Below are 17412 nucleotides of genomic sequence, written 5' to 3'. Positions count from 1 at the left end.
CGCCTGGCTCCACACCTACAATCACCACCGCGGACACACCGCACTCAAGGGCCAACCACCCGCCAGCCGCGTCCCCAACCTCACAGGGCAGAACAGCTAGCCCTGGCCTGCCAGTTCAAGGAGGCCCCCGAGCGCCCGTCATCCTCACGGTGCACGAGCTCAAGCCCTTCGCGCGATCGCAGCCGAGCTGATGACGCTGTCCGCCGAGCGCCAGGCCGGATCGGAAGGGGGATATCCCCCATCGCGGGCCGTGACCAGTCTGATGGCGACCTGCCGGGCGCGGTGTGACGGTTCTCGATCGGCGCTCTGGTCGCTTCCTGGGACCAACTGGCGAGCCGGTCCACCATTCCCTCGGCGGGCCGACTACCAAGATCCACCTCGCTGCGGACAGCCCCTGCCGCCCGCTTGCGTTCGTCGACACACCCAGGCAGGCCAGTGACGCACGCACCCGCATTCCCCACGATCGAGGGTTGCATCAACAGACACAAGCAGTGGCGCGTCCTGGCCGTCGATTGGCGCCGTGTCAGGTCCTGCGACTGCCCGGTGTCAGTCATCGACGTCTCCCTCTTCAGGACGCGCACAGAGCGGCGTACGCCTCGCCGCGTGCCTCGAGGCGGTTGGTCGATGTTCACGGGCGGACGAAGAACGGGCATGTCGAGCGGACCGGCCCCGGCGGAGGCGCGGAGACGGTAATTTCGAAGCATGAGTTCCATGATCGAGCCCGTCGCCGGCACCCAGCGGAGTGCCGGCCGCCTTCTAGCGGTCAGTGATCTCCACGTGGGGATCGCCGACAACCGCCCCCTCACCGACCGGTTGCACCCGTCCTCGGACGAGGACTGGCTCATCGTGGCAGGGGACGTGGCGGAGCAGCCGGAAGAGATCGAACGTGCGCTTGAACTGCTCGCGGGGAGATTCGCCCACGTGGTGTGGACCCCCGGGAACCACGAGTTGTGGACCGTGGACACGGACCCGGTGCGGCTGCGTGGCCAGGCAAGGTACGAGCACCTCGTCCAGGTGTGCAGAGAACTGGGCGTGACCACGCCCGAGGATCCCTATCCCCGGTGGCAGGGTGCGGACGGCCCCGTCGCCGTTGCGCCCGTGTTCCTGCTGTACGACTACACCTTCAGGGTCCCCGGAACGGCGACCAAGGAGGAGTCACTGGCCCGCGCCCACGAGGCAGGTGTCGTCTGCACCGACGAATACCTGCTGCACCCCGACCCCTACCCGACCCGGGACGACTGGTGCAGGGCACGGGTGGCCCTCACCGAGAAGCGTCTGGCCGAGCACGACCCGGATGTCCCCCTCGTGATCGCCGGGCACTGGCCTCTGCTGCGGGAACCCACCTCCGTGATGTGGTACCCGGAGTTCGCCCAGTGGTGCGGCACGGAACTCACCGCCGACTGGCACCGCCGTTTCAATGTCGCCGCCGTCGTCTACGGTCACCTCCACATCCCCCGCACGACCTGGCATGACGGTGTGCGGTTCGAGGAGGTCTCGATCGGCTACCCCCGGGAGTGGCGCAAGCGTGGCCACCCGCGAGGGCTGCTGCGGCAGATCCTCCCCTACGAGGAGCGGCCCGCGGCGGCGGGAACCGCTGCCCCGTAACGGCGCGAGGCCGAGTCGGCCCGGGGAGCGGTGCCACGACTTCCGCTCCCCGGGTCCTGACTGCCGTCCGTCACTCCTCGTGCTCCTACTTCTTGGCGTGCTCGGTTCCGAGCGCGCCGGTCATCGCGTCGTTCATCCGCAGATGCGTGGCCGCCTCCGCGTCCCGGCCCTGACGTTCCAGGGTGCGTCCGAGCATCAGTCGCGCGTATTCCTCGACGGGGTTGCGCTCCAGCACCTCACGCAGTTCGGCCTCCGCCTTGGCCAGCCGGGCCGAGTGGTAGTAGGCGCGAGCCAGCAGCAGTCGCGGCGCCACCAGGTCCGGAGCCTCCTGCACCAGGCCGCCGAGGATCCGGGCTGCGGTCAGGTACTCCTTCGCCTCGAAGAACAGCTGCGCGCGGTCCCAGCGGTCGGCGGGCGTACCGAACTCGTAGTAGATGTCTTCCACTTCTCCTCCTCGGCCGTGATGCCTTCGGACGCGTCAACACGATGAAGTAGTTAAACATTCCACTAAATTTTCGGCGTGGGACCGGCGCTCCACGGCCGTACCGGAATAGGTTGTGCGCCATGAGCAATCTCGATCGCCAGGCCTCACTCTCCGTCTGCGGAGGACGCGGCTTCGTCGTCGCCGAACCGGTACGTGAACTCCTCGCCCCGCGCCGCGTCCAACTGGGAGAGTCCACCGAGGTACGCCGGCTGCTGCCGAACCTGGGGCGGCGCATGGTCGGTGCCTGGGCCTTCGTGGATCACTACGGCCCTGACGACATCGCCGACGAGCCCGGCATGCAGGTGCCACCGCACCCGCACATGGGCCTGCAGACGGTCAGCTGGCTGCACGACGGGGAGGTCCTGCATCGCGACAGCCTGGGCAGTCTCCAGCAGATCCGGCCGCGGGAACTGGGCCTCATGACGTCAGGAAGGGCCATCAGCCACTCCGAGGAGAGTCCGAAGCCGCACGCCAGGTTTCTGCACGGCGCCCAGCTCTGGGTGGCACTGCCCGACGCGGACCGGCATGTGGAGCCGCACTTCCAGCACCACACCGCGCTGCCCGCCGTCACGGCACCGGGCCTCACCGCCACCGTGATCCTGGGCGAACTCGACGGAGCCGCATCGCCGGGCAAGGCGTACACGCCGATCGTCGGAGCGGACCTGGCCCTGACCGCCGGCGCCGAAGCCCGGTTGCCGCTGGACCCCGACTTCGAGTACGCGGTGCTCTCGATGTCCGGCGAAGCCGAGGTCGACGGTGTTCCGGTCCTGGCAGGGTCGATGCTCTACCTGGGCTGCGGCCGCACCGAACTGCCGCTGCGTGCCGCATCCGACGCCGGACTGATGCTTCTCGGTGGCGAGCCGTTCGAGGAGGAGATCGTCATGTGGTGGAACTTCATCGCCAGATCCCACGACGATATCAGCAGGGCACGCGAGGACTGGGTGAAGGGGGTGAGGTTTGGTGATGTGAACGGGTATGCGGGGGCGCGGCTCTCCGCCCCGGAGCTACCGCCGGGGCCCTTGAAGCCGCGGGGTCGTACTCGCTGAGCAGGGCTTTGTAGTGATCCAGAGGTCTGCGGAAGTGGGGGCGCGGACCGCACCCGACTGTTAAGTGTGACTTGCTGCTGCAAGTTTGCTCTGCGATACGGTCCGGGGCTGGCTGTCAGGCGCAAGTGTCGCCGTGTGTGCGCAGGTCTAGTCGGACCAATGCTGACCCAATGCTGACCCTACTGACGCGTGGTCAGCTGACCGCGATTCGTCCAGGCGTGCTCCCGACCCCACACCGACCAGTCCTGGAGCGGCAGACTTGCTGGGGCAATGAGTTGTGGCCGCCCGGCTCCCTGCGCTCTGCCAGGGAGTCAGGCCGGAACCAGGTCTAGAGCGATGTTTCGTTTGAAGGGATCCCACAATTGACGTGGCTGTGGCGGAGGGGACGTCGGCGCGAGAACCGCGCGCTCGTTCGCACCGTCCAACCGCCGTCCTGGGGGCGGTTGCCTCCCTACTTCGTCAGCAACTGCTGTCACATCTGGGGCTCTGGCTCAACTTCTGTGATCTGGGCGGCGCGTCGGCTTCTGGGTGGAGCCGTTTGCGGCGTTTCGTAGGTCAGGCCGGTGGATCAGACTCCCGAAGCAGGCACTCGCTCTTCGAACCGCGCGAGTTGAGCCAGAATCCACACTCATGAACAAAGCCCGACCCCGTCTGTCGAATACACGGCCTGAAGCTGGCGGAGGAGGCGTCTACCGTTTGTCCCGCCGGCGTGGAGACCGAGGGGTGCCGCTGGTTCGAATCGAGCTGACCAGGCGGTCGCACCTCCGCCGGTTTGGCCCGGGGGCAAGGTGGGATGGTGGCCCAGGGGACCTTACCGCGTATGGCCGTCGCCGTGTCCGTAGGGGCGCAGGACTACCTGGTCCAGCCCTCATCGCGGGCGTCGAAGTGCTCGTAGGCGGTGAGGGCTTCGTCCAGGCCGAGTTCCTGGGAGACGGTGAAGCTTGAGTTCGCAGGGGCGGATGAGGGAGGGCCTCAGGCGGGAATGAGGCCGTGGGGGTCGATGACGAACTTTTCGGACACTCCCGTGTCGAAGGTCGCGTAGGCGTCGGGGGCGTCGTCGAGGCTGATCACCTTCGTGTTGAGCATGGCGCTCAAGTAGGGCATGCGGTCCCACAGGATCGCCATCATCAGCTCGCGGTTGTAGTGCATGATCGGTGCCTGCCCGGCGGCTATCCGCGGCGATTTGATCCAAGCCTTGCCGAAGTCGATCGGATACGTTCCCTCTTGCTCGGCCTTCGACTTCGCGAGCGGGTCGGGGCCGTAGACGCCGATGACTCCGGTGGCTCCGCCCGCGCGGGTGGCGTCGATTACCTGGTTGAGGGCGTGGGCCGGGTCCATGTCCTCGGCCTCGCGGCCAATGCCGTGTGCCTCGGTGCCGACGTAGTCGACTGCGCAGTCGACCATGGGTTCGCCCAGGATGGCCTCGATCTGGTCGGTGAGCGCTGCGTCCTGGCTCAGATCGATCGTCTCGCAGCCGTTCTTCTTCATCAGCTCCAGGCGGTCCTGGTGGTAGTCGCCGACGATGATGCAGGACGCCCCGAGGAGGCGCGCCGCTGCTGCGCCGCAGCGGCCGACCGGGCCGGCACCGGCGAGGTACACGGTCGAGCCCGGCTTGGCACCGGCCTCCATGAGACCGTGGAAGGCGGTGGGCAGGATGTCCGAGAGCAGCGCCAGGTCACGGATCTTCGCCATGGCTTGGTCCCTGTCCGGGAAACGCAGGAGTTGGAAGTCGGCGTACGGGACGAACAGGTACTCGGCCTGGCCGCCGGTCCAGTCGCCCAGGTTGAAGCCGTACGCCGCGCAGGCCACCTTGGGGTTTGTGGTCTCGCAGACGTCGGTCCGGCGTGCCCTGCAGTTGCGGCATCGGCCGCAGGCGACGTTGAACGGGACGGAGACGAGGTCGCCCTCACTGAGGAACTCGACGTCGGGGCCGACCTCGATGACCTCCCCGGTCATCTCGTGCCCCATTGCCATGCCCTGGGGCACCGGGAAGGACCCGCGGTAGATGTGCAGGTCGCTCCCGCAGATGTTGGTGGCGACGATCCTGAGGATGACTCCGTGCGGGGCCTTCTTCCCGTTCGGCATCTGAAGCTTCGGGAAGTCCAGGGACTCGACGCGCATGTCCTTCGGGTTCTGGAAGGTGACGGCGCGGTTGCTGCTCGCCATGACGATCTCCTCTGCTGATCCACGGGGGACTCGGCCGTGGGAGTGCCGGATGTCATTTCGGTGGCTTGTGACTCCTCCCGATCAGGCGGGTTGAAGTGCGGCGGCGAAGCGTTCGATGATCGCCTTGCAGAAGGCAGGGAGGTCCTGCGGGCTCCGGCTGGAAATCAGCTGGCGGTCGATCACGACCTCCTCGTCGACGACCTCGGCGCCGGCATTGCGCAGGTCAGTACGAATGCTGGGCCAAGAGGTGAGGCGGCGACCGCGCAGCACGCCAGCCTCCGCCAGAATCCAAGGTCCGTGGCAGATGGTGGCAACGGGCTTCCCCGTCTCCACGAACTCCCTCACGAAGGCGACGGCGTCGGGGTCGGTGCGCAGCTGGTCGGGGTTCATGGTGCCGCCGGGCAGCAAGAGTGCCTCGTAGTCGCCCACGCGGGCATCAGCGACCCTCTTATCCACGGTAAAGGTTCCGGCCGGGTCGATGTCCATCTGGCGCGCGTTGATCTCGCCGGTGTGGAGGGAGAGGAGTTCGGCTTGCGCTCCAGCGCCCAGCAGTGCGCCGAGAGGCTCTTCGAGTTCGACGCGCTCAACGCCGTCCGTGGCCAGGATTGCGACCTTCCTGCCGTGCAGTTCGTTGGTCATGGTGCGTGCTTCCTTCCGGTGGTCGGCGGGGGATCGGTTCGGGTCCGTGCTGCCGCCGCTCAGCTGTCGTCGAGGTGGAGGAGGGCCTTGGTCCATCCGTCCTCGCGCTGGCCGAAGTGCTGGTAGGCCGCTTGGTCCAGCGACAGCTCCTAGGAGACGATCCAGGACGGCTTGACCTTGTCCTGCTCGATCAACCCGCACAGCTGCCGACGTTGGCCTGGTCCGTCCCATGGTCGGGTGGGCGCATCACCGTGGACGGGGTGCCGCACATAACGACATCACCACTTACACTGTCCCACTCCCGCAAGACATGTCAAAGGGTCAAATTTCTAGGCATGGCCGGTGACGCGCCGGAAACTTGGCAGGCGCTGAGGTATGCCCGGCCCACGCCAAACCACAACCGGTCACTTGGCCGTCGGACCGTCGTCGCGCATCGGAAGGCGATGCCCACGGGTGCGTAATTCGAAGTCGTCCTACCGGGGCGTGCCCGACGGGTACACAGCCGCCGGACGTGCCTCCCAGCTGGGCCTGCGCACCGCCGCTGTCGAGGTCAGGTATCGGGGCAGCGTCTGCCTCAACGTCGCCTGCATCCCGTTCAGAGCTTTGTGCGCAACGCCGACGGCCGGCGGGACCCGCACGGAGCGAGAGGGCCGGTGGGGTCACTCCCAGACGACGACGTTGCGCTTGCGCCTGACCGGCGCCGTGCCCGCAGTGGAGGCGAACAGCTCCGGTGGATGGGCTCGGATGATGCGCTCGACGTCCTTGAAGACCGCACGCAGGCGAGTGCGCACGGTGCTCCGGGCGAGGTCGAGGCGGCCCCTTGGCGGACACCAAGGGACCACGCCCGGTCGTGGCCGCTGGGCCGCAGCAGCCCACGGTGGAACACATGACGCTGTCGTGCACCCAGCGCCCCTATGCCACCAGCCAGGATCTGCGGGCCTTCTTCTACTGTCGCCGCCGGGCGTCTGCTCACTTCGGCGGAGTACCGATGACGATCGTCTGCGGTCTGGCTTATGGCCACTGGGCTGCTCTACGCCGCCCCGCGGCTAGCACGTGCTCTACGCGGGCCGCTTCTCCACGACGACATCGAGCTGCTCGATCGTGGGCTCCTCGAAGAGCTCACCCGTGTTCTCACCGAGCGCTTTCGCGACCTCACCCGCCAGATGCGCTTGGCGCCCGTCGTCGTCGGGAAAGGCATCGAAGATCCCGAACGATGAGGGCCCGAACTGGATTCCGAACCACCTGACGGTCTTGGGTTCCCCCTCGACGATCGACAGCCCCTGGTTCAAGAAGTCGCGGACGTCGTCCTCCCTGCCGGGCAGTGCTTCGAGGCGTACCAGAAGCGCTTTCTTGACCTGCGTTGCCATCTTGGGTCCCCTCTTCCTTTGCTCGGTTCGCGCTGTCGATGATCAGAACGCCGCTACGGTCGCCTCGGCGAACGTCTGACACTGCTCGCCGCTCCCCGCATCACTCCTAGCGCTTGAGGCTTTGGCCGACGGGGCCGATAGGGATGCCGCTAACCAAGATCATCATCAAGCCCTGGTTTGAGACCTGGACGCCGTAGAAGCTCCTCACCGGACTTCGAAGACACGCGCTGTGAAGGCCTTGATAGCCGCCGTGGAACCGTTTGATCTGTCTACCGTCACCTGGAGTCGCCTCACGCGCAAACGCAGTCTGCGGGCGACCGGCTTCCGATTCGTGGACCAGGCGGCGACTTTCTTGGATAGGCCGCTCAAGGCCGCGCCGAATCCGAACCGGGCTTGACCAAGTTCGGATTCGGCGCGGCCTGGCCGAAGCCGGCCGCCGTCGGGTCCTGCTCTCGCATCGGGGTGAAGTCCACGTCGGGCTTCGGGTCGGACGCCTCGGGCTGGATACCCAGCTCATGTGTGGAGTGCTCGCCGAACCGTTTGATGAGCCCGGTCAGTTACGGCGAGATGCGCGCCAGGTCCTCCGGCTCGATCGTCCAGCCTTTCCAGCAGCTGGCGGACGATCTCGACGATGCCCGGGGCGTTGTGGAAAATAACCGCGCTTTGCGGGAACAGTACGACGCCCTCTGCCGCCACCGGTGAGGTCGGGCCACCCCAGGCTTCGGGCGGTGCCCGGTCGGGCGCGCTGAAGGGGTGTCACAGCATCTCCAGCGGCCGTTTACTCTCCGGCGGTGGGAACGCCCGGTCCAGCATCGCGAGGTCCTCGGCGGTCAGGTGCACATCCAGAGCTGTTCTGTTCTCCTCGACGTGCGCGCGGGAGGACGCCTTCGGGATCGCGATGACGTCCTCGTGCCGCAGGACCCAGGCCAGGGCGATCTGCGCGGGCGTCGCCCCGTGGGCGGCTGCCACGTCCCGCAGTGCCCAGTGGTCTAGCAGTCGGCCCTGCTCGACCGGCGAGTACGCCATGACGGGGATCGACAGTTCACGACACCTGGGCAGCAGACTGTACTCAGGCCCTCGACGGCTGAGGTTGTACAGCACCTGGTCGGTCTGCGGCCTGGCTCCGGGCGGCAGGTCCGCGAGATCATCCACGTCCAGGTTGCTCACACCCCAGGAGCGGATGGCACCTTCCCGCACCAGGGACTCGAACGCCTCGACCGTCTCCTCCAGCGGCACGGCTCCACGCCAGTGCAGCAGGTACAGGTCGATCCGGTCCGTGCGCAGCCGGCGCAGGCTCCCCCGGCATGCCTCGGCCACTCCACGGGCGTCCGCGTGGGAGGGGAGCACCTTGCTGACCAAGAAGACCTCGTCCCGTCGTCCGGCCACCGCCTCGGCCACCACTTCCTCCGCCGCGCCATCCCCGTACATCTCCGCGGTGTCGACGAGTGTCATTCCCAGGTCCAGCCCGGCGCGCAGGGCCGACACCTCGGCCGCGCGGCGCCGGGGATCCTCCCCGATCCCCCAGGTGCCCTGACCGAGCGCATGGACCGCAACCCCGCAAGGAAGGATGACCGTCCGCGGATCCGTCATGGCTTCCTCCTGGATGTAACGGTGGCCAAGACTGCCAACCACCAACTGCACCACGATCTCAGATCGGAATGGAATCCTTTCAGACCGGAATGGGATTCTTGTGTGGCACGCGCCAAGATTCCCCGCCGGGGCCCATGGCTCGTCCTGCGAAAGTCGTCTGCATCGTGTCGCCGCCGCTGCCGCACTGATGTGATCGGGATCTGTCCGAATGGCACCGCGATCACCGCGCCCCTCGGCTCGGCCTGACGGCCAGCGTAGGAAAGAGTTTTCGCGATTTCCCGGCTGCGGGGCACATTGTGCTGCAGATCGCCATGCTCACCCACCACACGGTGACGCCACGGCCGGACCGTTAGAAGAGACCCAGGCGAGGGACAAAATACCCATACCCATACCCATACCCACACCCGTAACCCCGCCAGACGACTGTGCGCAGGCCGAGCAGTGCAGTGGAATCCGGCACCGGCTCAGGTCACCGGCTAGGCATCGTGGTCGTCCTTCAGCATACTGCGGCGTTCCTGCTCGCGCTTTGAGTAGGCGGCTGCCCGGATCGCCTCATCGCTCTCCAACCCTGATCCCAGCGCACCGGCCACGGTGGCGACCGACGCGACGAACCAGGACAACGTCCAGTACTCCGTGGCATGCAGCGGAGTTCGTGTCAGGGAGGAGAACACTTGGCCGTTGAGGATGAACAGCGCCCACACCAAGTTGATGACCAGCAAACCCACGTAGCAGACGAGCACCCCGATACCCAAGGTCACGACGGTTGAGGCGTTGTAGAGCGCCGTCCTCTTTCTCTCCTCCGGTGAGGCGTCTGCTGGCCGATGCCACAGGTTCGCGTCCACGATCAGCCAGCCGATCATGAGGGCGACGGACCCGATCATGGCGATCACGAGGCGCGGCGTGCTCAGGGACGCGGCCAGGCTCCAAACGGTGGAGTTCACGGTGGCGATGGCTCCGGTGGCGAGTGCTGCCGCCAGTGCCTTCGACAGGCCCGGTACCAGTCGCCACGGCCGGTTGGCGCGAACCATACCGACCAGTAGGCGCAGGTAGCCGCGTGGTCCGCTGACGACGTACCGACGATCAGCGGTCTCCTGCTCACCGACCTGGCCCGGGTGAATGGAGGTGAGACGGCTGGCAAAGGGCCCTTGCAGGGGCTTACTTCGCGGACGCCCCTCAGCCTCCTCGCCGCCCGTAGCTTGTGGATCCGCCAGCAAACTGAGCACGGCTTCTTCCACGGCTCGCCGGGCCCTCCTCTGCAGCCGCAAGCCGCCCAGGGAAGGGAGTGACAACAACGCTGACCCGTCTTCGTGACTCAGATTCGCCGCGAGCTTGCGCCCTTGCGCATGCAGCGGAAGGTCGGTGAGGGCCACGACGATGTCCCAACTCTCGGAACTTCTGCGGTCGGCGATCCGCCGCATCAAAGTGGGCAGGTCCTCGGTCTCCGCGGTGAAAGGCTCGCTGACCACCTGCACATCGAACCGTCGCCCCTGAGCCGCCTTCTCGGCGAGTCGATCAGGGAGGGCCCGGGCCACGCGGTGGGCGATCTCCGTCGGAGCGTCCGGATCCGCCAAGAGAGCCACGACCGTAACGCCCTGGGGCGACACTCTCACGACTGGGCCTCTCCTGTTGATTGCCCGGCGATGAGCCGGTGAGCCCAGGATGCCCCCGAGTCAACGTCGGCGCTCCTTGACGGGCTGGCCACACCGGCAGGCAGACAGGCACGGAATTCCTCCTCATCACAGAACCTGCATTCACCACCCAGTCGCGATCGGGCCTACCTGTGGTGGTGTGTGGTGCGGGCTCGAGCCCTGCTGGAGTGCATGTCCCGCCCGAAAGGACGTGACCGAACGCAGCTGCGGACGTCAAGCAACGACACCCAGTCGATCAGTCCCACGTGTGTGACCTGGCGGAGCGCGAAGCGTCAAGCGGGAGCCGGTCCGGTGATCCCATTCTGCTGGCGCCGGATTGCTCCATCGAAGCCCCTGTCCTGACGGAGTTGGCCTCGCAGTCGTGACAGCGGTGCACGTGTGACTGGCTCGCGGCTCAAAGACTGTCGTCTCTCCAGGAGGGCGCGACGCTTGCCGTCGTCGGAACGTCACCCACCCCGGTGCGCGGGTCCTGAGCCACCGCCTTCAGCCTCCACGGCCTCCCGCACCCGCTGCTCCTCGCGCACGGAGCCGACGTCGCGCTCCAGGGGGGTGCGGCTAACGGCTGTCGCAAGGGCCTCCAGGGCGCGCTTCTGCAGGTCCGCCTCGCGGCGTAGCCCGGGGCTCCGGGCATCGGCGCCCTTCCACGCCTGGAGAGCGTTCTCCACGCGTCCCCAGTCCGGATCCCTGTGCTCGAGCATGTCGGCTGCCGCCTGTGCCGTGTCCGTTTCCAGGGCCTTGGCGAGCCCCTTTGCCTGGAGAGCGAAAGGGTTGTCGTCCTGCGGGACGCGGTTCTCCATGAGCGTTGCTGCCCTGTCGAATCCTTCGAGTGCCTCCTGTGCCTCCTCCGCCTCACGCGAAGTCAGGCCCCTGGGGCGGACCGGTTCCTGCTTTGCCCGGTCGTATGCCTCCTGCCAGGCGGCGCGCGCTTTTCTGCTCGCCAGTTGGGCACTGCGCATGTCGGCACGGCGCTCCCTGGTCGGTTCGGCGTAGTTGCGGAGCACTGCGGCCGCGTAGCGGCCGTTGGCGGCGAGCCAGTCCGCAAGCCGTTCCGGCAGCCGGGGCGTCTCCCACGCAGGGAACACCGCGTAGGCCAGTATTGCCAGGGCTCCGCCCAGCAGTGTGAGTACCATCCGCTCCGGGACTGTCTGTTCCCATGCCTGGCCGCCCATGCCGAGCAGGAATACGACGTACGCGGCAGTGAAGCACTGGGAGTAGGCGTAGCCGGTACGGACCAGGGTGTACGACAGGCCCGCCGAGACTACCGCCAGCGCACCGAACACATGGGCGTCCGGCCCCAGGCCCCGCACCACCCCGGTGGCGAGCACGACCCCCACCAGAGTCCCGGCGAGACGGGCGACGGCACGCGCGTACGTCCGGTGGAAGTCCGGACGCATCACCATCACTGAGGCGATGGGCGCCCAGTAGCCGTGGCCCAGGGGTAGCCGGGCGGCGATGAGATAGCCGAGCGTCGCTACCGCCGCCAGCCGAACGGCATGCCGGAAGACGGGCGAGTCGTGGCGGAGCTCACGACGGACCGCCCGCACGGTGACCGGGATCAGCCGGAATAGGGTCGGTCGCACCAGGAACTGAGTACCCGCGGGGCCATGTTGCGCGGGCATCCTTCTGTGCGCGTTGCCGCACTCAGCGATCTCCAGCGCCTCACCGAGCAGTCCCGCGAGCCTCTCGGCGGCCTGCCGGGCGGGACCCTCGAGCACCTCGTTTCCACGCAGGAGATCCACAGTCTTATGCGGTACCTCGACGGGGGTGCCGCGCCGGATCGATCGGGCGGCTGCATCCAACACGTCGGCGGCCCCGTCGAGCAGCTCCCGCGCGCGGTCCCTCCCAGGACCCTCCGCCGGGGCGCCGACGTCCGGGTCGGCGAGCGCGGCGATGGCCGGCAAAATGCGCTCGGCAAGTCCTCGCGGGCCGTGGAGGGCGGCGGGGCGGGTGCGAGCCTGTGATGGCGTGACGGCGGCCGCGTCCCGGGCTGTCATCAAGGGCTCCGGGTCGAACCGGGCGGTTGGGTCGTGCCGGAGCTGGCGGGCGTAGTCCGCCACGGCGGCCAGGGCGTCGGCGAGCGCGTCACGATGTGCCCCCCATCGACGGATCGGAAACAGCAAGATCAGCACGGCCTGCACCACTCCGCCCAGCGCGATGATCCCGGCGTGCTCCAAGGCTCGTCCGACGCTCGTGGGCAGGGTGATGGTCACCAGCATGCTGCCGACCGTCGTTGCTGCGACGATCCCAGCTGTCGATCCGACGGCCCACGCCAGCCCCGCGACAAAGGTCCACAGGGCGAGCAGCGGAAGGAACGTCGCGAGTTGTCCCGCCGCCAGGTAGCCCACCAGGGTACTGAGCGCCAGCCCCACGCCCGCGCCGAGCGCGATTACCTTGCGTGGGCGCCAGGTGCGCTGGAAGGTGGCCCCACCCGCGGAGAAAGCGCCGAGGGCGGCGGATGCGGCGTACGCAGGGGAGCCGAGCCATAGCGCCGCCGCGATGACGAGTGCCACACCGACGGCCGTGCGCAGTGCGAGCAGGGGCTCCAGCCGCGTCTCCTCGATTTTGAGCCCGGACCAAAGGACTTCTCTGAAGGCCCGCGGCCACGTCACGGGCGTGAGCCCGGCCGGGAGGCCATGCCGGCTCGCGTCGGCCTGGTTCTGGTTCGACCGTCGTGCGGGAGGGCCTCCCACACGCTCCAGAAGCAGGGTGACGGCCGCGGTTCCTGGGACCGGGGGTTGTCGCTGCGGACGCCCCTGGCCGAAGGCCCGGCAAGTGCCGAGGAGCCGATGGGCTGCCGAACAGTTGATCTGCGCTGCGTCGGCCCGGTCACCGACCGCACCATCACGTCATCGTCACCGCCGCCAAGGAGACGGGCGTGATGCACCGTCCGCCATCGACTCCTGTGCATCTTCATGCAACTAGCCATCGTGCTCCTCCTGGAGCATGTGGCGACGTTCTTGTTCGCGCTTGGAGTAGGCGGCTGCTCGGATCGCCTCGTCGCTCTCCAGGCCTGACCCCAGCGCGCCGCCCACTGTGGCAGTCGAAGCCACGAACCACGACAACGTCCAGTAGTCCGTCGCGTTCAACGGGTCTCGTGTCATGGAAGCGAACACTTGGTCGTTGAGGATGAAGAGCGCCCACACAAAGTTGATGGCCACCAGGCTCACATAGCAGACGAGCACCCCGATACCCACGGTCAGGACTGTCGAGACGTTGTAGAGTCGCGCCCTTTGCCTCGCCTCCAGCGAGCCCTGTGCCGAGTGATGCCACAGGTTCGCGTCTACGATCAGCCAGCCGATCATGAGCGCCACGGACCCGACCGTGGCGATGACGAGGCGCGGCGCGCTCAGAGAGTCGGCCAGGGTCCAGATGGTGGAGTTCACGGTGGCGACGGCTCCCGTAGCGAGTGCGGCCGCCAGGGCTTTCGAAAGGCCCGGCACCAACCGCCACGGTCGGTTGGCGCGGACCATACCGAAGAGAACCCGTAGATAGCCGCGCGGCCCGCTGACGGCGTAGCGGAGATCAGCGCTCTCCTCCTCATCGACCGGGCCCAGATGAACGGGTGTGAGACGGCCGTCGACGGACTCCGGAAGCATCTGCCTTCGTGGAGGCGACTCAGGGGCGGTGGGCTGAGGGCCCGCCAAGCCAAGCACGGCTTCTTCCACGGCAAGGCGGGCTCTTGTCTGCAGCCGGAAGCCCCCCAACGAAGGTAGCGACAACAAAGCCAAACCGTGCTCGTGGTTCATATTCGCGACGAGCCTGCGGCCATGCGAATGCAGCGGGAGGTCGGTGAGGGCAACGACAATGTCCCAATTCTCCTCACTGCCACGGTCTATGATCCGGCGCATCAAGGTGGGTGGGTCCTCGGTCCCTGAAGTGAAGGGCTCACTGATCACTTCGATGTCGAACCGTCGCCCATGGCCGGCCTTGTCGGCGAGCCGAGCAGGAAGAGTCCGGCTCATGCGCTTCGCAATCTCGGTCGGTGCGTCCGGGTCCGCCAGGAGAGCCACGACCGTAACGCCCTGCCACGACGCTTGCATGACTGGATCCCTCTCATTCCGCCCCCGCGACCGCAAGTGCCCACAGAATGCCCCCGGGCTGGCGTCGGCGCTGCGATGACACGCTGGCTCCCGTCTGCCGGTGCAGGTGGCGCAGCCAGATTTCCTCGTTCTCCCAGTGCGGGGCCCTGCTCCCTGTGACTGGTGCTCAGCCCTTCGCGCTGTCGTCAGGGGCCCGCGAGCCGGGCCGTGAGATAGGGCGCGGTGGCGCTGCGGCGGGCCCGCGCCACCTTGGCCGGCGGGCCGGCCGCGACGACTCGCCCGCCGGCATCGCCGCCGCCCGGTCCGAGGTCGATGACCCAGTCGGCGGTGACGACCGTGTCCAGGTCGTGTTCGACGAGGACGACCGTGTTGCCGGCGTCGACGAGCCGGTGCAGCTGTCGCAGCAGCAGTGCGATGTCCGAGGGGTGCAGCCCCGCCGTCGGCTCGTCGAGCAGGTAGAGCGCGTGGCCGCGGCGGGCTCGCTGCAGTTCGGTGGCCAGTTTGATGCGTTGCGCCTCACCACCGCTGAGCTCCGTCGCGGGCTGCCCCAGCCGCAGGTACCCCAGTCCCACCTCTCGCAACGTCTCCAGACTGCGGGAGGCGGCCGGGACGGCGGACAGAAACGTGGCGGCGGCGTCGACGGTCAGCCCCAGCACTTCCGCGATGTTCTTGCCACGGTAGGTGACTTCCAGCGTTTCGGCGTTGTACCGGGCTCCCTGGCAGGTCGGGCACGGCGCGTAGGTACCAGGCAGGAAGAGCAGTTCCACCGCCACGAATCCTTCGCCTTGGCAGGTCTCGCACCGCCCTTCGGGCACGTTGAAGGAGAACCGCCCGGCCGAGTAGCCGCGCGCCCTGGCCTCGTCCGTCGCCGCGTACAGCTTGCGCACCGCGTCGAACATCCCCGTGTACGTGGCCAGGTTGGACCGGGGAGTTCGGCCGATGGGCCGCTGGTCGACCCGGACCAGCCGGTCGAACGACTCGACACCGGACGCGTCCTGGACATCGACCTCCAGCTGCGCCTCCTCGGGCTCCTCGGGTACGAGTCCGAGATGGGCGCGGACGACCTCGGCGAGCACCTGCGTCACCAGCGTCGACTTTCCGGAACCGGACACGCCCGTCACCGCCGTCAGCACACAGAGCGGTACGTCGACGGACACGTCGTGCAGATTGTGGCGGGAGACGCCGCTCAGGTGCAGCCAGCCGTGCGGCGTGCGCGGCCGGTGTTCGAGCGGCTTGGCCCGCCCGAAAAGGTACTGGCTCGTTGCCGACTTCCCCACCCGCTCAAGACCGGCGACCGGGCCGCTGTACAGCACGCGCCCGCCGCCCTCACCCGCGCCGGGGCCGATGTCGACCACCCAGTCCGCCCGCCGTACGACGTCCATGTCGTGCTCCACGACGAACAGCGAGTTGCCCGCCGCCTTGAGGCGGTCCAGCACGTCCAGCAGCGGTTCCGCGTCAGCCGGGTGCAGGCCCGCGGAGGGTTCGTCGAGGACGTAGACGACGCCGAACAGCCCCGAGCGCAGCTGGGTGGCGATCCGCAGGCGCTGCGCCTCGCCCGGCGACAGGGTCGTCGAACGGCGCCCGAGGCTGAGATATCCGAGGCCCAGGTCGAGCAGTACGTCGACCCGCGCGACCACATCGCCGCAGATCCGGACCGCGACCTCGGTCGTCTCCCCGGACCGGGCCGTCGACGTGGTGGCGTCTGCCCCGGACCGCCCCGCGACGGGCCGCAGCAGCGCCACGACCTCGGTGAGCGGCATAGCGTTGATCTCGGCGATGGAACATCCGGCGAAGGTCACGGCGAGCGCCTCGGGCCGCAGCCCGCTGCCGTGACAAACCGGGCAAGGCACACTCCTGACGAACCGGAGCGCCCGTTCGCGCATCCTCTCGCTCTTGGAGTCGGCAAGGACGTGCATGACGTGCTTGCGGGCGCTCCAGAACTTGCCCTGGTAGCCGTAGTCGACGCGGTCCTCCTCCGGCTCGACGTACACGGAGGGCTGCTCGTCCGTGTACAGCAGCCAGTCCCGGTCCTTCTTCCTGAGCCTGCGCCACGGTCGGCCGATGTCGATCCCCAGGCCGCTCACGACGCTGCGCAGGTTGGCGCCCTGCCAGGCGCCCGGCCAGGCGGCGATCGCTCCCTCGCGGATGCTCAGCGAGGGGTCCGGGACGAGGAGGTCCTCGGCGACGTCGTGGACGACGCCCAGTCCGTGGCACTCCGGGCAGGCGCCGGCCGCGGTGTTGGGTGAGAACGACTCGGCTTCCAGCCGTGCGGCCCGGGGCGGATAGGTTCCGGCGCGGGAGTACAGAATGCGCAGCAGATTGGACAGCGTGGTGATGGTGCCGACCGTCGAGCGCGAACTGGGCGCCCCGCGTCGCTGCTGCAGGGCCACGGCCGGTGGAAGTCCGGTGATTTCTTCCACGTGCGGCGCACCGACCTGTTGCAACAGCCTCCGGGCGTAAGGTGCTACGGACTCGAAGTAGCGCCGCTGCGCCTCGGCGTAGAGCGTGCCGAACGCGAGCGAGGACTTGCCGGAACCGGAGACACCGGTGAAGGCGACCATCGCGTCCCGCGGAACGTCGACGTTGATGTTCCGGAGGTTGTTCTCGCTGGCGCCCCGGACGTGCACAAACGGGTCGGTCGCGTCCTTGTTCACCATTCCTGAATACCTGATCGCGCCGGAAACCGCGCGACAGGCGCCGTCACCGAGCCTCGCACACGAGCGTCCGGAGTGTCCCGGATCCATTTTCGATACACGACCTGTCTAGGTGTTCGTGCAGTGACGGTAGGCAACATGAGTCCTGCCCGGGTGACGAATACGGAGGGGA

The 17412-nt window shown here is 67.8% G+C and carries 13 protein-coding genes and 1 pseudogene; 4 read left to right on the top strand and 10 right to left on the bottom strand.

Features of this window, described 5'->3' with window-relative positions:
- Positions 1 to 347: 347 nt before the first annotated feature.
- Positions 348 to 443 (top strand): annotated as a pseudogene (locus ABZ441_RS29295) (IS5/IS1182 family transposase); the annotation flags it as partial.
- Between the two features lie 259 nt (positions 444 to 702).
- Complete coding sequence (locus ABZ441_RS29290; protein ID WP_358979629.1) at positions 703 to 1605, top strand: metallophosphoesterase; 903 nt, start codon at positions 703 to 705, stop codon at positions 1603 to 1605.
- 85 nt (positions 1606 to 1690) lie between these two features.
- On the opposite strand, the gene ABZ441_RS29285 is transcribed toward ABZ441_RS29290, so the two are convergent.
- On the bottom strand, positions 1691 to 2050 hold the full coding sequence (locus ABZ441_RS29285; RefSeq protein WP_358979627.1) for a tetratricopeptide repeat protein: 360 nt from the start codon (positions 2048 to 2050) through the stop codon (positions 1691 to 1693).
- A gap of 119 nt (positions 2051 to 2169) precedes the next feature.
- Here ABZ441_RS29285 and ABZ441_RS29280 point away from each other — a divergent pair, with 119 nt between their 5' ends.
- Positions 2170 to 3135, top strand: coding sequence for a pirin family protein (locus ABZ441_RS29280; RefSeq protein ID WP_358979625.1), 966 nt, complete (start codon positions 2170 to 2172; stop codon positions 3133 to 3135).
- Positions 3136 to 4107: 972 nt separating this feature from the next.
- Here ABZ441_RS29280 and ABZ441_RS29275 read toward each other — a convergent pair.
- From ABZ441_RS29275 to ABZ441_RS29260, 4 genes are all read right to left on the bottom strand, one after another.
- Positions 4108 to 5301, bottom strand: a complete 1194-nt coding sequence (locus ABZ441_RS29275) for an alcohol dehydrogenase catalytic domain-containing protein (protein WP_037829193.1) — start codon at positions 5299 to 5301, stop codon at positions 4108 to 4110.
- A gap of 81 nt (positions 5302 to 5382) precedes the next feature.
- Positions 5383 to 5940, bottom strand: coding sequence for a type 1 glutamine amidotransferase domain-containing protein (locus ABZ441_RS29270; RefSeq protein WP_355767018.1), 558 nt, complete (start codon positions 5938 to 5940; stop codon positions 5383 to 5385).
- Positions 5941 to 6599: 659 nt separating this feature from the next.
- The gene (locus tag ABZ441_RS29265; protein WP_267882646.1) at positions 6600 to 6731 is read right to left on the bottom strand and encodes a hypothetical protein; all 132 of its coding nucleotides are present in this window, start codon (positions 6729 to 6731) and stop codon (positions 6600 to 6602) included.
- Positions 6732 to 6998: 267 nt separating this feature from the next.
- A complete protein-coding gene (locus ABZ441_RS29260) occupies positions 6999 to 7307 on the bottom strand; it encodes a hypothetical protein (protein ID WP_037829197.1) in 309 nt (102 codons plus the stop codon).
- A 393-nt stretch (positions 7308 to 7700) separates the two neighbouring features.
- Here ABZ441_RS29260 and ABZ441_RS29255 point away from each other — a divergent pair, with 393 nt between their 5' ends.
- Positions 7701 to 8009, top strand: a complete 309-nt coding sequence (locus tag ABZ441_RS29255; protein ID WP_158713564.1) for a hypothetical protein — start codon at positions 7701 to 7703, stop codon at positions 8007 to 8009.
- Positions 8010 to 8063: 54 nt separating this feature from the next.
- Here ABZ441_RS29255 and ABZ441_RS29250 read toward each other — a convergent pair whose 3' ends face one another.
- The 5 genes from ABZ441_RS29250 to uvrA form a co-directional block, all read right to left on the bottom strand.
- A complete protein-coding gene (locus ABZ441_RS29250; protein ID WP_355767013.1) occupies positions 8064 to 8897 on the bottom strand; it encodes an aldo/keto reductase in 834 nt (277 codons plus the stop codon).
- A 476-nt stretch (positions 8898 to 9373) separates the two neighbouring features.
- A complete protein-coding gene (locus ABZ441_RS29245; protein ID WP_352261369.1) occupies positions 9374 to 10477 on the bottom strand; it encodes a hypothetical protein in 1104 nt (367 codons plus the stop codon).
- A 515-nt stretch (positions 10478 to 10992) separates the two neighbouring features.
- Positions 10993 to 13155 (bottom strand): FUSC family protein, encoded by a 2163-nt coding sequence (locus ABZ441_RS29240; protein WP_358979621.1) that lies wholly within the window; start codon positions 13153 to 13155, stop codon positions 10993 to 10995.
- A 309-nt stretch (positions 13156 to 13464) separates the two neighbouring features.
- The gene (locus ABZ441_RS29235) at positions 13465 to 14586 is read right to left on the bottom strand and encodes a hypothetical protein (RefSeq protein WP_358979619.1); all 1122 of its coding nucleotides are present in this window, start codon (positions 14584 to 14586) and stop codon (positions 13465 to 13467) included.
- A 185-nt stretch (positions 14587 to 14771) separates the two neighbouring features.
- Complete coding sequence (gene uvrA, locus ABZ441_RS29230; protein ID WP_358979617.1) at positions 14772 to 17243, bottom strand: excinuclease ABC subunit UvrA; 2472 nt, start codon at positions 17241 to 17243, stop codon at positions 14772 to 14774.
- Positions 17244 to 17412: the final 169 nt, after the last annotated feature.

The organism is Streptomyces sp. NPDC005752 (assembly GCF_040630715.1).
Classification (GTDB): Bacteria; Actinomycetota; Actinomycetes; order Streptomycetales; family Streptomycetaceae; genus Streptomyces.
This window is presented reverse-complemented; position numbering and strand designations above follow the sequence as displayed.

What these genes read in the sequence shown, in the direction of transcription:
- ABZ441_RS29290 (WP_358979629.1), top strand. Translation starts at nt 703, where the DNA reads ATGAGTTCCATGATCGAGCCCGTCGCCGGCACCCAGCGGAGTGCCGGC.
- ABZ441_RS29280 (WP_358979625.1), top strand. Translation starts at nt 2,170, where the DNA reads ATGAGCAATCTCGATCGCCAGGCCTCACTCTCCGTCTGCGGAGGACGC.
- ABZ441_RS29275 (WP_037829193.1), bottom strand. Translation starts at nt 5,301, where the DNA reads ATGGCGAGCAGCAACCGCGCCGTCACCTTCCAGAACCCGAAGGACATG.
- ABZ441_RS29270 (WP_355767018.1), bottom strand. Translation starts at nt 5,940, where the DNA reads ATGACCAACGAACTGCACGGCAGGAAGGTCGCAATCCTGGCCACGGAC.
- ABZ441_RS29260 (WP_037829197.1), bottom strand. Translation starts at nt 7,307, where the DNA reads ATGGCAACGCAGGTCAAGAAAGCGCTTCTGGTACGCCTCGAAGCACTG.
- ABZ441_RS29250 (WP_355767013.1), bottom strand. Translation starts at nt 8,897, where the DNA reads ATGACGGATCCGCGGACGGTCATCCTTCCTTGCGGGGTTGCGGTCCAT.
- ABZ441_RS29235 (WP_358979619.1), bottom strand. Translation starts at nt 14,586, where the DNA reads ATGCAAGCGTCGTGGCAGGGCGTTACGGTCGTGGCTCTCCTGGCGGAC.
- uvrA (WP_358979617.1), bottom strand. Translation starts at nt 17,243, where the DNA reads ATGGTGAACAAGGACGCGACCGACCCGTTTGTGCACGTCCGGGGCGCC.